The sequence below is a fragment of the Paramicrobacterium fandaimingii genome (assembly GCF_011751745.2).
GTDB lineage: Bacteria > Actinomycetota > Actinomycetes > Actinomycetales > Microbacteriaceae > Paramicrobacterium > Paramicrobacterium fandaimingii.
This window is the reverse complement of sequence record NZ_CP061170.1, coordinates 1610510-1623981: the sequence shown is the minus strand read 5'-3', so window position 1 is coordinate 1623981 and position 13472 is coordinate 1610510. Positions and strand designations below refer to the sequence as shown.

Sequence of the window (13472 nt, the reverse complement as noted above, 5' to 3'; positions counted from 1 at the left end):
TGATGCTGTGAGGCCGGCGCATCACTAGGATGAAGCACGTGTCTGACTCCACTCCAGCTGCCCAACGCGTCCCTGTCGAGGAACGCCTGTTCAGCCTTGTCCTCGCACTCGTCGCGACGGAATCGGGACTGACGAAAGACGCGATCCTGTCCACAGTGCAGGGCTATCGTCAGCGATTCGTGAGCAGTGGAGACAACGCAAGCCTTGAGCGGCAATTCGAACGAGACAAAGACGATATCCGTGACCTCGGCATTCCGCTCGAAGCGACAAGTCCGCCCGACGAAGAGGGAAACTCCCAGAACACGCGGTACCGCATCCCCAAGGGCGAATACGATCTTCCCGAAGACGTCAACTTCACCGCTGAGGAAATCACCCTTCTTGGTCTCGCGGCGACAGTCTGGCGCGAGGGCACACTGTCTGGCGAGTCTCAGCGCGCGCTCATGAAGCTGCGCTCGCTCGGCGTCACCGAGATCGATCCGATCATCGGCGTCGCCCCGCGGCTGAGAACACGCGAGGCCGCGTTTGAACCTCTGCGCACGGCGCTTGAACGGCACGCCATCGTCTCGTTCCCGTACGTGAAGCCCGGTGACACGGCTGCGCGCGTGCGAACCGTCGCGCCGCTCGCGCTCGTGCAGCACAGTGGCCGTTGGCATCTCTACGCGATTGACGACGAGATCGACGAGCGACGAACGTTTCTGCTGTCGCGCATGGTGCAGACGCCGCGCTCGTCAGGGCGCTCGTTTGATCCGCCCGATGACAGCGAGAGTTTCGCCGAAACGGCTCTTCGTGACCTCGACCGGCTCTGGGAGCGCAACGTTGCAACGGTGCGTGCCGACTCCGATACCCATGCCTGGTTTCGCCTTTCGCGGCTTCACGGAGCCGAAGCGATCGACGACGATCTCTTTCGCCTTCATTTCACAGACATCAACATCCTTGCCGACGAGATCGCCGCATTCGGGCCCGAAGCGGAGGCTCTCGCTCCGCCGAGCCTCCGCGCCGCGATCGTGCAGCGACTCACCCGCACTCGGGCCGGGCATTCAAACGGTGAGGAGTCACGGTGAACGCACGCACGCCCGGGGCACGCGACAAGCTGGCGTTTCTGCTCTCCCTGGTTCCGTATCTGCTTGACCGGCGTCATTCGACGGTCGCCGAGGCCGCCGCGCATTTCGATGTCGCAGAAGAGCACGTTCGCCAGTCTGTTCGCCTGATCGCGGTTTCCGGCGTGCCGGGGGACAGCACGCAGTACCAGCACAACGACCTCTTCGACATCGACTGGGACTCCTTTGAGGAGCGCGATGAGATCATCATCACGCATCTTGTGGCAATCGATGATTCGCCGAGATTCTCCGCCCGCGAGGCTGCGGCGCTCATCGCAGGGCTGCAATACCTCTCGGCCCTTCCCGAACAGGCCGACCGTGATGTCATCGGCGCCGTCATGGCAAAACTCACTCGCGGCGCCTCCGGCGCGCCCCTTCAAGTTGCTGTCGAGAAGGGCGTCGCCGACACGACGCTGACCGACATCCGATCGGCGGTATCGTCTGAGCGCCAAATCGAGTTCACCTACATCAATTCTCGTGACGAGCGCGAGCGCAGACGCGTCGATCCGCTGCGCATCGATTCACTCGATCAGAATTGGTATGTGCGAGCCTGGTGCCACCTCCGCCGCGGAGTCCGCACCTTCCGACTCGATCGCATGTCTGATGTGAGCATCATCGACGCCGAGATCACGCACCGCGCCGGCGACGTCACCCTGCCAGACACGCTGTTCCAGGCATCCGACGACGATGTCTCTGTCGTGGTCGATCTCTCGAAAGATGCCGTGCCGCTGATCGACGAGTACATTTCCTCCACAACGCCGAACGCGGACCCCGGTCGTGTCACCGCGACGCTTCGCCTCGCGCACATAGCGAACCTCGGACGACTGATCGTCGGCCTGCCTGGAAACGCTCGAGTGATCGAGCCGCCCGAGGCACGTGAGCAGATTGCCCGCTGGGCTTCGAGAGCGCTGTCACGGTACGAGAACGATCCGCACTCGCCCCGGGGCTCTCTGCGGTAGCACACTGTAGAATGATTCGACCTCCACTGATTGGTATTAAATGCTTGGCAACTTGACCGGATGGCACCTGCTCATCATCCTGTTTCTCGTGCTTTTGTTGTTCGGTGCCCCGAAGCTTCCTGGACTCGCGCGCAGTGTCGGCCAGTCGATGAAGATCTTCAAGAGCGAGATCAAGAACGACGATGACACCTCGAAGACGAACGACGAACGGCCGAACACGGACAAGACGACACCCACGTCGCCCGATTCGACCGCACCAGAGAAGTCGTCCGACGATCCGACCCCTAAGCCCTGATCACGGCTGTGTCTGAGCGGCCTACTTTTTCGAGCAAGAAGAAGCCCCCGAAGTCCCGCGAAGGCCGGATGACGCTGGGTGAGCATCTGCTCGAACTTCGCAAGCGACTCTTTATCGCTGCGATCGCGATCGTCGTGGGGATGATCGCTGGCTTTGTCGTGTCGAACTACGCGATCGAACTCATGTCGGAGCCCATCCGTCAGCTCGCTGATAAGAAACTGGCGAATCTGAACTTCGACACGGTGACAAGCGGCTTCGACCTGCACATGAAGGTTGCGCTGACGCTCGGCTTCGTCGTGTCTGCCCCTGTCTGGCTTTACCAGATCTGGTCGTTCCTCGTTCCCGGTCTGAAGCGCAGCGAAACCAAGTACATCCTCGGCTTCATCCTCACCGCGATCCCGCTGTTCTTTGCCGGCTGTTACGCCGGCTGGATCGTCATGCCACACATCGTCGAGCTCATGGCCGGCTTCACGCCAGACGACGCATCGAATCTCTATCAGGCCGGCTACTACTACGACTTCATACTGAAGCTCGTGCTCGCTGTCGGGATCGCTTTCGTTCTGCCCGTCTTCCTCGTACTGCTGAACTTCGTCGGTGTGCTCTCCGCTCGCGCGATCATCAACGGCTGGCGAATCGCTCTTCTCGTCATCATGCTGTTCTGTGCGATCGCAACGCCCGCAGCCGACGTCATATCGATGTTCCTCCTCGCGGTCCCCATGATCGTGCTGTACTTCGCGGCATACGGCGTGTCCTTCATCAACGACAGACGCCGCGCGAAGAAAGCGGCGAAGCTGGAGGCCGAGTACTCGTCTTGACACCTGAGCCCACCGTGCACTCCGCCGCCTACTCTGCTTTCACAGCGGAGTTGGACTTCTCACTCGATGAGTTCCAACGCCGTGCGTGCGATGCCATCGACGCCGATCACAGTGTGCTCGTCGCGGCGCCGACAGGGGCGGGCAAGACCATCGTCGCTGAATACGCGATTCACGTTGCCATGCGGCAGGCGAATGCCAAGGTCTTCTACACGGCACCGATGAAAGCGCTCAGCAACCAGAAGTTCACGGAACTCACGGAACTCTACGGAGCGGACTCCGTCGGCCTTCTCACGGGCGATACCAATATCAATCCCCGCGCACGCATCGTCGTCATGACTACCGAAGTGCTACGCAACATGCTGTACGCAGACTCCGATCTGCTCCAGAATCTGGCGTTCGTCGTCCTCGATGAAGTGCACTACCTCGCCGACCGCTTTCGCGGGGCCGTGTGGGAAGAGGTAATCATTCACCTTCCCGGGCCCGTACGGCTCATCTCGTTGAGCGCCACGGTCTCGAACGCCGAGGAATTCGGCGACTGGCTGCAGACGGTACGCGGTGACACCGAGGTGATCGTGTCGGAGGATCGCCCCGTTCCCCTCGACCAGCACGTCATGATCCAGGGCGACCTCGTCGGGCTTTTCGCTGACGGGGGAGCGGGGTCTCGGGTGAACCCAGAGCTCGTTCGGCTCGCCAAATATGGCGGCCGCGCACCAACCAGCAAGCGCGACAGACACGTGCGCCATCGGAGAAGCGGTGTGCACCGTATTCGCCGCGAAGAGGTCGTGCGCCTTCTGGAAGGTCACCAGCTGCTCCCGGCGATCTACTTCATCTTCAGCCGCGCAGGCTGCGATGGTGCCGTTGAGCAAGTTGTGCGGTCCGGCCTCCGACTGACCGATAGAGATGAGCGCAAACTCATTCGCGAGTTCGCTGAAGAACGGTGCCGCAACATTCCCGACCGCGATCGATCGATTCTCGGTTATTGGTCGTGGCTCGACGCCCTGCAGCGCGGCGTCGCCGCCCACCATGCGGGAATGCTTCCGGTCTTCAAGGAGGTCGTCGAAGAGCTGTTCCGCCGTCGGCTTCTCCGCGTCGTCTTCGCCACCGAAACGCTGTCGCTTGGAATCAACATGCCCGCGCGCACCGTGGTTCTCGAGAAGCTTGAGAAGTTCAATGGCGAATCGCGTGTGCGCATAACCCCGGGGGAGTACACCCAGCTCACCGGGCGGGCAGGGCGCCGCGGAATCGACGTTGAGGGCCACTCGGTGATCTGCTGGCACGACGGGCTTGAACCGGGCTCCGTCGGGTCGCTGGCGTCGAAGCGCAGCTACCCTCTGACCTCGAGCTTTCGTCCGACGTACAACATGGCTGTCAACTTGATTGCGCAATTCGGGCGCGCCCGCACCCGCGACATCCTCGAATCGTCGTTTGCGCAGTTTCAAGCGGACCGCGCTGTGCTCGCGCTCGCACGGACGGTCCGCGAACAAGAGGAGTCGCTCGCGGGCTATGCGGAGTCAATGGCCTGCGATCGAGGCGACTTCGCAGAATACGCCGGGCTCCGCCGCGAGCTGACCGATCTGGAGCGAAAGAGCGCTCGGGTGCATTCGATGCCGCGTGCGCAGCGCGACAAACGGCAGAAGCGCGTCTCTGAGCTGCAGAAGCGCATGCGCCAGCATCCGTGCCATGGATGCCCCGATCGCGAGTCACACGCACGGTGGGCGGAACGCTGGTGGAGACTGCGCCGTGAGACCGACCAGCTGAAGAAACGCATCGCATCGCGAACGAACGCCGTCGCCGCCGTTTTCGATCGCGTGACCGATGTGCTCTCCGAGCTCGATTATGTTCGCTCCGCCCCAGACGGTGAGCCGACTCTCACCGACGACGGACATGTGTTGTCACGCGTCTACGGAGAACGCGATCTTCTGGTCACCGAATCCCTGCGCACGGGGCTCTGGGACCAGCTGGACGGCGCCTCGCTCGCTGCGATGGTGAGCTGTCTGCTCTTCGAGCCAAAGCGGGATTCGTCTGAATACGCCCAGCAGTACCTTCCTCGCGGGCCGTTCAGAAAGGCGCTGACAGAGACGATGCAGGTATGGACGGCTCTCGACGATCTCGAGGACCGCCACCGCCTCAGCAGGTCCGAACCGCCGTCGACAGGGCTTGCGCCGGCGATCCACATGTGGGCGCGAGGTGAGGAGCTCGATCGCGTTCTTGTCGAGGCCGATCTCTCGGCTGGCGACTTTGTTCGCTGGTGCCGTCAGATCATCGACCTTCTCGATCAGATCAGCGGAATCGCGGGTCCGACGATGACGGCGACGTCGCGATCTGCGATCGACGCGGTGCGTCGGGGCATCGTTGCCTATGCCTCCGTCTGATTCACAGCCTCTACCTCGTAGGCTGAAGAGCGTGTCTAGATCTCGCCGTCGAATGCAAGACCGCACCCGCCCACCGATTCCTCTTCTCGCCGCGCTCATTGTTGCCGCGGCATCTGGACCGGTTCTTGACGCCGGGTTCCCTGACAAAAACATCTGGCCGCTGGCGTTCGTCGGCGTCGCGATGATTCTCGTCACCCTCATCGGACGCAGAGCCGGCACGGGTTTTCTCGTCGGCTTCGTCGCCGGCCTGTCTTTCTACCTGACACACATCTTCTGGGCAACGCTCTATCTCGGAGCCATACCCTGGCTGGCTCTGTCGACACTGGAGTCGCTCTTCTTCGCGCTCGGCGCGATGCTCATCACCCTGGCGTACCGCTGGGTGCCCCGCGTGTGGACGTCGCCCGTTGCGCGGTTCACCTTTCTGCCCGCCGTCGTCGCAGCGCTCTGGACCGCGCGTGAATCGATCGCCAGTGTGTGGCCGTATGGAGGCTTCGCGTGGGGACGCGTTTCGCTCAGCCAATCTCAGAGCCCTTTCGCCGACCTCGTTTCGTGGCTCGGGCTTTCTGGGCTGAGCTTCGTTCTCGTCTTCCTCACCGCCGTCATCGTTCAGCTGCTGATCACGCCCGGTGCCCTCAGGCTCTCGGCCGCGGCAGTGCCCGTTGCCCTGATCGCCTGCGTACTTGCGGTACCGGCCTGGTCAACCCAGCAGAACGGAACATCGACGATCGCGGCCGTCCAAGGAAACGGCAAGGCGGGCTACTTCGACGAACGCGAGCCCGGAGACATCCTCATTTCACAGCTCAAAGCCTCGCAGGATGTTGTCGGTCACAGCATCGATCTTCTCGTGTGGCCAGAAAACGGAACCGACCTCGACCCCACTCGAGACAGCGCTTCCGCTGTGGCTCTCAATCTGCTGAGCGAATCGCTGGGTCGAGCCCCGATACTGACAGGCACCATCACGCACCGAGACGGCAACTACTACAACACGTCATTGCTACTGCAGGACGGCCGCGTCGCGGATTACTACGACAAAGTGCATCCTGTTCCGTTTGGCGAATATGTGCCTGACCGCGCGTTCTGGGAGCCGTTTGCACCCGATCTTCTCGGACTGATCCAGCGAGATTACACGCCGGGAACCCGAGACTCCGTCATGAATGTCAACGGCATGATCGCCGGAATCTCGATCTGCTTCGACATCGTCGACGATGCGCTCGTGCGCGACACGATCGACCGCGGCGCGCAGATCATTCTGGCGCAGACAAATAATGCCGATTTCGGCGAGACCGATGAGAATCAGCAGCAGCTGGCGATTGCACGGATGCGCGCAATCGAGACAGGTCGTGCGCTTGTGAACATCTCGACGGTCGGCGAGAGTCAGATGATCGCCCCAGACGGATCGACGATTCAAGAGATTCCGTCACACGAACCGGGATATCTGCTGCAAACGCTGCCACTGATGAAAGGAACAACGCCTGCTGTCGCGCTCGGCGCTCAGATCGAGATGATCATTGTCGTTTTCGGCCTGAGCGCACTCGTGGCCGCTGGCACAGGTGCCAGGCGGCCACGAAAGCGTCGCTGAGGTTCTTACGCCTAGGCGCTTTTCTGCTCTCCTCGTCGCGCACGCAGATACTCGAGGCGCTCCTGAAGAAGCACTTCGAGCTCGTCGCGGCTGCGCCGTTCGAGGAGCATGTCCCAGTGAGACCGTGGGGTCTTCGCATCTGAATGATCGACCGTGACGGTCTCTGTGCCGACCAAAAGCAGCGCTTCCGCGCCGCAGGCCTTGCACTCCCATACGTCCGGAGCTTCAGCATCCGCGGCAAAAGTGAGGGTTGTCTCCTTTTTGCACTCGGTGCACTGGTATGTGCGCTGAACTCGTTCTGAAAAGACGACGCCCTCTTCGCTTTGCAAGCTCTGGGCGCCGAGGCGCATTCCGCGCAAACTGCGATCTGCCATTGTGTGGTCTCCTTCTCGCCGCTCTCCTCATGTATAAACCAACAAGCTGGGCAAATGCTTCCAGCGGGAAGGGAAACGCTCTGCACATCGTCGATTAGTGCCGGGTCATTCTGATCGCAACGTCGCACCGGTCGGTAATGATCCCTTCCACGCCCCAACCGTGCAGTCGGGCCATGTCGGACGGGTCATTGACGGTCCACACATGCACCTCGATCCCTGCACGATGCATGACCCGCACAATTCGCGGAGAGACGAGCCGCAGTCTCCCTCGCTTTTCTGGGATCTGCACAACGGGGATGCCGGTGAGCACCGCGGCGACGCGGGTGGGCGCGCCGAGCAGCATCCAGGGGAGCGCCGCAATGATCTTCGCCGAGGAGGCGCTCGTTGTCACGCCGGGCAGCAAAGCGACGGCGGCGCGACGTGTCTTTTCGTCGAATGAGGTCACGAGTACCCGCTCGGTGGCGTCTGCGTCGAGTATGGCGCGGGCAGCAGGCTCTGCGGCGGCCCGCGTCTTCACGTCAATATTGAAGCGCACCTCGGGAAATGCCGAGAGCGCGTCGGAGAGTGCGGGCATGCTCTCGCCTTCACCAAGGTCGAGTGCTCGAAGCGTCTCGTAGCGCTCATCGGCGATGTTCCAGGTCGTTCCTCCGAGAGTGAGGGTGGCGTCATGGTGAATGACGCACACGCCGTCTTTGGTGACGTGCACGTCAGTTTCGACGTAATCAGCACCCGCGGCGACAGCAGCACTGAACGCGGCGAGAGTGTTCTCGGGAACACCGGCTGCGAGCCCTCGATGAGCGAAGATTCTGATGTCTCGCTGCGGGGCGAGAAAACGGACGGTCACGAAGCCTCACCGTTCGACGCAGAAATCGATGGAATCCTCGCGTCTCGTGCACGCCGCTTCATTGTCTGCGCCCTCCATCGACCGCGCTCATTCAGCATCCTGCCCTCGAATCTATCAGTGCAGCAATGCACAACTTGGTAGTCTCGGGAGGTACTCGCGGCTCGCCGCATCCGATCGTCTAGGAGTTCCCCTCGTGTCTAACCCCCTTCAGCCTGGTTCTCTCGATGGCAAGCGCGTTCTGGTGACGGGGTCGAGCCGCGGCGTCGGTGCCGACACTGTGCGCTATTTCGCCGAGGCAGGGGCTCACGTCGCAATCAACTTCCGCAATAAGGAAGCGCGCGCTGAGAAGCTTGCTGACAGCATCCGTGATAGCGGCGGTACCGCGATCACTGTCGGTGCCGATCTCACGAAACCGGAATCCGTCAAGGCCATGTTCGACATCGTCGCCAAGGAGCTCGGACAGCTCGACATTCTCGTTCTCAATGCGTCAGGCGGCATGGAATCGGGAATGGATGAGGACTACGCAATGGTGCTCAATCGCGACGCGCAGGTTGGAGCGCTGGCCGCCGCGCAGTCGCTGCTCGGGCACGGCTCGCGCGTGGTCTTCGTCACGAGCCACCAGGCGCACTTCATTCGCACGACGCCGACAATGCCCGAGTATGAGCAGGTTGCCACGTCGAAGCGCGCGGGGGAGGACGCCCTGCGAGAGCAGATCCCCGCTCTCGCGGAGAAGGGCATCGACTTCGTCGTCGTGTCCGGCGACATGATCGAGGGAACCATCACAGCGACGCTGCTGAACCGAATGAACCCTGGAGCACTCGACGAGCGCAAGAAGGCAGCGGGCAAGCTCTATAACGTGGCTGAGTTCGCCGCAGAGGTCGCGCTCGCTGCAGTCGAGCCGATTCCTGAAGACAACACCCGACTCGTCGGCGATGTTTCTGGTTTCACGCCCGAATCTTAGCGGCTATGAGCCTGCGGTGACAGGCTTGTCTCGGCCACGCGCGAAGACGATTCCTTCAAGCGTCTGCGCGATTCCGCCGACGACGAGCATCGTCGCGGCGACGATCAGCATGACTCCGGCGGCGAATCCGGGGGAGATCACCACAAGGATTCCTCCGACGATGCTCAGCACCCCATAGACGACGGCGAGCCATTTCAGCGAGCTGTTTGGAAGCGACGCGAGTGACGCAATTCCTTCGACAATCCATACGATTCCAACAACCGTCGCCAGAATCGTGATGCCGAACCCTGGATTTATGAGGATCACGATGCCGGCGATCACCAAGAGGATGCCGAGCACGACGGCAAGAATCTTGCCACCGGTTGTCGCCTCGAACGCTGAGAGTCCAATGGCAGCGCGCACAATCCCGGTAACGATAAAGAAGACGCCGAATGCCCAGGCGACGAGCAACAGCGTCACGCCGGGCCACGCCCAGATAACGATGCCGAGAGCAACAGCTGCGAGCCCTCCGATGATGAGGGCAACCCTGATGCCCGTGATCTGCCCGGGGGAGAGCCGCACATGATCGATCAGCCATTTTGTTGTGTTCTCAGACACCGTTCCTCCTCGAAATTCGTTCCGATGTCTACTTTCGCGCAGTTTCATGCAAGATGCACGCGTTTCGCCGCAAATCTCGATGAACTGTCGTTGCGCGATGGTAGCTGTCCTTGCCAGGGCGGGGAAGGTGGACCGATATCCAACGCATTATGTCAAGTAATGCCAATTATCACGCTAAATCTTGCGTCTGGTGAGAGCGGTATGCGCATGCGAAGAAGCTCGCAGGCGTCATACCGGCCGCCAGAGATCCTGGAGCTCTCAGCATCTCGAGCGCCGGTGATTCGCGTCCCACACGAACGCGCATCGCACCCAAAGCCATTCACAGAATTGTTTCTGTGCAATCCAAGACATTTGGCACTCGACATTCGATTCAGCGACGTACAGGCATGACTCCCCAAGGCGCGCAGGGAGCACTCCACGGCACTCACCGCGATGTCGCATTCGACACAAGAGCTCCTGTGCGAACGATGCGGTGCACAACTCATATATCGCCGGGCGCAGCGGCCCTCACGTGTGCACCTTCAAGCTGATAATGTACATTATGTCAACTAAGCTTTTCTGGGCCCACCGGGCCACTGCCCCCGTGACTCGAGATCGCCACACGTGTCTCGACCATCGTCGCGACCCATCCGCCACCGCGATCCGCCCGCCATTTCCGCTCTCCGCGGGGTGATTCACCCACACGCGCTGCCGTATCTACTCCTTGTCGTCGTCTTGCCTCGCCGGAACGGGCGCAGCATCTCATTTTCCACATTATGGAAACTCTGGCCGATGCCCCCTGCGACACCTCACAGGTGGGTGGGCTTTGTCTCTGAGCGACCCTGCCCGGCAAGGAGCATTGCTCTCCCCTGCTCGTTAGCCTGAATCCATGACACGTCGAATCTTGCTCCTTCGACACGCGATGCCCGACGCATCACTCGATGCTTCTCCTGACGCCTGGCCGCTGAGCGACGACGGTGCGGCGGCTGCGTCGCGGTTATTTGGGCGACTTCCCACTAACGGTGTCCTCGCATCAAGTCCAGAGCTCAAAGCTCGGCAGACTCTCGAGCGCGCACCCGGCACGCAAACAGACATCGTTGTCGATTCCCGCTTCGCGGAGGTGCGCCGCCCGGATGAGCCGTTTGACGATGGATTTCGCGATCGACGGTTCACGTGGATCGTTGGTCATCCGTGCCCACTCCATGAGCATTGGGAGACTCCAGAAGCTGCAGCGTCGCGGTTTCAAGCAGGAATCAACGCGATCGATGGCGAGTCGATCGTCGTCGCGAGCCATGGCATGGTGCTGACGGCATGGCTTATCGCCGTTGGCGTAGTGAGACCAGGCCATGAGGCCGGTCGCTTCTGGAGCGCACTATCCATGCCCGATCTCGTCGAGGTGACGGTGCCGTGACCCTCGCCGCCCGTAGAATGGCGCTTATGCCCGCAGCCCCGATTGCCACTGATGCTCGCGGAGACTCGCTAATCGAAATCGTGCGCACCGATTCGGCCGGGCTGAGCGAGGCAAGCGCGCGTACGCCGTGCCCACTCGCACTCGTGGTCGTCGCCGATGGGCATTCCGGTCGCGTTCTCTTCGGCCTCAATTGGTGGCGGCGATCGTTTGAGCTGCCCGGTGGAATGGTGGAGGATGACGAGTCTTTTGAGAGCGCCGCGTCTCGGGAGCTCCAGGAAGAAACCGGAATCAACGTTCCGCAACCGCTGCTCGTGGGATATGCGTACTTTGGGCTGACAACTCCCCCGCGAGAGGAACTCGGGGCCATCTTCTTTGCGCGCGTTTTTGACGCCGTTGCGACACCAAGCGACGAGCTTGTGGAACTGGCATGGCGGGTGCCGTTGACAGCATCCGACACCCCAGTTTCCCACCTCGACGATGTTATTGCAGCGTGGGCACTCACCGTTGTTGCAGGTTGATTCCACGTGCTGCTCACGTCGCCCAATGAGCACGAACGCGATGTATTCATCACAAAGAACCGAATCAGCATTTGTGAGCCGAGAAAATCACGGACGGCTGCGTGAGCATTTCACGCAATCGACGTTGGTCACGGCGATCCAGCTGAATCATGTCAAAAGCTCGTTGGGTGTCTTCAGCAGCCTCATACACGATCGGTGAAACACTCTCGATCCAGTCCTCACGCTGTTGCGAATTCCACTCAGCTTGCCGGTCTCCCGCCTGCCCCTGATGAGGAGTGCCCGCCATCGCGCGAACCGACTGTGCATAATCATCGACGACTGAGCTGGGCGGCACGCCGGCATTTCCAAGAAGTAGCGCCGTAATCATGCCGGTACGATCGCGGCCCGCGCTGCAGTGAACGAGAACCCCAGATGGCGACGTGGCTATCGCCCTGAGAGAGTTTCGGACCAGTTCCGGCAGAATCCGCCAATTGTGGACCCAGTATTCCGGCGAGTCGAGAATGGGAAAACACGTTCGCCGGAATTCCTCAGATTCCTGATCTTCTGTTGGGGTCGACAGAACCACAATATTCTCCGTTGATCGCTCGTCGACTTCAGGGTCCTGTTCTCGAGCGCCCGTTTCATGAAGACAACGAAGATCGACAACTGTGTTCAACCCCCAGCTGCGAGCCGACTCCCAACCTTCCTTCGAGATCAACTCACGTCGAGGACCACGGGCGATACGACCGTAGATGGTCTCTCCTGTTGGAGACGTCGAGGAGGGCAACCCTCCAAGATCGCGAATATTTCGAACCCCGCCCCCATCTCAGTTCGCGCATTTCCCCACAATATTTCTGTAAGACTGATGCCATGCGCTGCATCCCACTCGAAAGACCGGAAGGCGTGCGCTGCATACCGAATGAGCATTCCGGCGCAGGCGTTCTCGTGCTCGCCGGCTCGAGTGGACGTATCGACGAAGATCGAGCCAGAGTCTTCGCGCAATTGGGTTGCATCGCCGAGTCGATTCGCTGGTTTGGCGGGGCCGGGCAGCACGACGAACCGTGGGAGATTCCCCTCGAGACATTTGCTGAACGCGTCGAGAATCTCACGAGAACCTGCGACCGTGTCTATGTTGTCGGAACGTCGTTCGGTTCCGAGGCCGCGCTTCTGACCGGAGCCCGCGTCGATGCCGTTTCCGGCGTCGTCGCGTTCGCCCCGTCAGATGTCGTCTGGGCTGGCTTCGACGGCGCGGGACGCGAGACCTCCCATTGGACGCTGGACGGCGCACCCCTCCCCTACGTTCCGTTCGATTTCGATGCGCATGTACCCAACGAAGTGCCATGTTTTCTCCCGCTGTATACCGCCTCACGCGTGACTTACACACACCTCGTCGAGTCGGCGTCGATTCCCGTCGAGCGCATCAAAAATCTCGTTCTCGTCGCGGGAGGTGACGATCAGGTCTGGCCGAGTATTGCGCACGCCGAACGCATCCGCGATAGGCGTCAGGGATGCCCGTTCGCCACGACCCTCGTGAGCCACGACGCAGCAGGGCACCGCACCTTGCTCCCCGGAGAGCCCCCGATCTCCTCAGGCCGAGTAATGACGCGCGGAGGCTCGGAGCAAGCCGATCGTGCGCTTGGCAACCAAGCCTTGGGCGCCATTCTCGACATGCTCACGACTCACTGACGCCCC

General features: G+C 61.2%; 14 protein-coding genes. 10 read left to right on the top strand and 4 right to left on the bottom strand.

Translation table 11 applies throughout. From position 1 onward, the window contains the following. Nucleotides 1-29: 29 nt before the first annotated feature. The 6 genes from HCR84_RS07890 to lnt all read left to right on the top strand — a co-directional run bounded on the left by HCR84_RS07890 (nt 30) and on the right by lnt (nt 7117). On the top strand, nt 30-1061 hold the full coding sequence (locus HCR84_RS07890) for a helix-turn-helix transcriptional regulator (RefSeq protein ID WP_166983537.1): 1032 nt from the start codon (nt 30-32) through the stop codon (nt 1059-1061). Then, nucleotides 1058-2056: a helix-turn-helix transcriptional regulator gene (locus HCR84_RS07885; protein WP_166983536.1), complete on the top strand. Its 999-nt coding sequence runs from the start codon at nt 1058-1060 to the stop codon at nt 2054-2056. The genes HCR84_RS07890 and HCR84_RS07885 overlap by 4 nt, the downstream gene beginning before the upstream one ends. Nucleotides 2057-2108: 52 nt before the next feature. After that, nucleotides 2109-2351, top strand: coding sequence for a twin-arginine translocase TatA/TatE family subunit (tatA, locus tag HCR84_RS07880; RefSeq protein WP_434063557.1), 243 nt, complete (start codon nt 2109-2111; stop codon nt 2349-2351). Between the two features lie 68 nt (nt 2352-2419). After that, complete coding sequence (tatC, locus tag HCR84_RS07875; protein WP_166983534.1) at nt 2420-3166, top strand: twin-arginine translocase subunit TatC; 747 nt, start codon at nt 2420-2422, stop codon at nt 3164-3166. After that, entirely contained in the window at nt 3163-5538 is a 2376-nt protein-coding gene (locus HCR84_RS07870) for a DEAD/DEAH box helicase (RefSeq protein ID WP_166983533.1), read from the top strand. The genes tatC and HCR84_RS07870 overlap by 4 nt, the downstream gene beginning before the upstream one ends. Nucleotides 5539-5569: 31 nt before the next feature. After that, on the top strand, nt 5570-7117 hold the full coding sequence (gene lnt, locus HCR84_RS07865; protein ID WP_235940841.1) for an apolipoprotein N-acyltransferase: 1548 nt from the start codon (nt 5570-5572) through the stop codon (nt 7115-7117). 11 nt (nt 7118-7128) lie between these two features. Here lnt and HCR84_RS07860 read toward each other — a convergent pair whose 3' ends face one another. Both HCR84_RS07860 and HCR84_RS07855 read right to left on the bottom strand, forming a co-directional pair. Beyond that, nucleotides 7129-7491 (bottom strand): RNA polymerase-binding protein RbpA, encoded by a 363-nt coding sequence (locus tag HCR84_RS07860; RefSeq protein ID WP_166983532.1) that lies wholly within the window; start codon nt 7489-7491, stop codon nt 7129-7131. 94 nt (nt 7492-7585) lie between these two features. After that, entirely contained in the window at nt 7586-8335 is a 750-nt protein-coding gene (locus HCR84_RS07855; protein WP_166983531.1) for a glycerophosphodiester phosphodiesterase family protein, read from the bottom strand. Nucleotides 8336-8528: 193 nt separating this feature from the next. On the opposite strand from HCR84_RS07855, the gene HCR84_RS07850 reads away from it, so the two are divergent. Continuing rightward, nucleotides 8529-9296 (top strand): SDR family oxidoreductase, encoded by a 768-nt coding sequence (locus tag HCR84_RS07850; protein WP_166983530.1) that lies wholly within the window; start codon nt 8529-8531, stop codon nt 9294-9296. Nucleotides 9297-9299: 3 nt separating this feature from the next. On the opposite strand, the gene HCR84_RS07845 is transcribed toward HCR84_RS07850, so the two are convergent. Then, nucleotides 9300-9893, bottom strand: coding sequence for an HdeD family acid-resistance protein (locus HCR84_RS07845; protein WP_166983529.1), 594 nt, complete (start codon nt 9891-9893; stop codon nt 9300-9302). Nucleotides 9894-10761: 868 nt separating this feature from the next. On the opposite strand from HCR84_RS07845, the gene HCR84_RS07840 reads away from it, so the two are divergent. Then, nucleotides 10762-11283 carry a histidine phosphatase family protein gene (locus tag HCR84_RS07840; RefSeq protein ID WP_166983528.1) on the top strand — a complete coding sequence of 174 codons (522 nt, stop codon included), beginning with the start codon at nt 10762-10764 and terminating at the stop codon, nt 11281-11283. Nucleotides 11284-11309: 26 nt separating this feature from the next. Beyond that, entirely contained in the window at nt 11310-11801 is a 492-nt protein-coding gene (locus tag HCR84_RS07835) for an NUDIX domain-containing protein (RefSeq protein ID WP_166983527.1), read from the top strand. 64 nt (nt 11802-11865) lie between these two features. Here HCR84_RS07835 and HCR84_RS07830 read toward each other — a convergent pair whose 3' ends face one another. Further along, nucleotides 11866-12567 (bottom strand): tyrosine-protein phosphatase, encoded by a 702-nt coding sequence (locus tag HCR84_RS07830; protein ID WP_218043623.1) that lies wholly within the window; start codon nt 12565-12567, stop codon nt 11866-11868. Nucleotides 12568-12650: 83 nt separating this feature from the next. Between HCR84_RS07830 and HCR84_RS07825 the strand changes: the two genes are divergently transcribed. Beyond that, a complete protein-coding gene (locus tag HCR84_RS07825; RefSeq protein ID WP_166983526.1) occupies nt 12651-13466 on the top strand; it encodes an acyl-CoA thioester hydrolase/BAAT C-terminal domain-containing protein in 816 nt (271 codons plus the stop codon). Nucleotides 13467-13472: the final 6 nt, after the last annotated feature.

Excerpts from the sequence above, each read along its gene's own strand:
- HCR84_RS07835 (WP_166983527.1), top strand. The coding sequence starts at position 11,310 with ATGCCCGCAGCCCCGATTGCCACTGATGCTCGCGGAGACTCGCTAATC.
- HCR84_RS07840 (WP_166983528.1), top strand. The coding sequence starts at position 10,762 with ATGACACGTCGAATCTTGCTCCTTCGACACGCGATGCCCGACGCATCA.
- tatC (WP_166983534.1), top strand. The coding sequence starts at position 2,420 with ATGACGCTGGGTGAGCATCTGCTCGAACTTCGCAAGCGACTCTTTATC.
- HCR84_RS07890 (WP_166983537.1), top strand. The coding sequence starts at position 30 with ATGAAGCACGTGTCTGACTCCACTCCAGCTGCCCAACGCGTCCCTGTC.
- HCR84_RS07860 (WP_166983532.1), bottom strand. The coding sequence starts at position 7,491 with ATGGCAGATCGCAGTTTGCGCGGAATGCGCCTCGGCGCCCAGAGCTTG.
- HCR84_RS07825 (WP_166983526.1), top strand. The coding sequence starts at position 12,651 with ATGCGCTGCATCCCACTCGAAAGACCGGAAGGCGTGCGCTGCATACCG.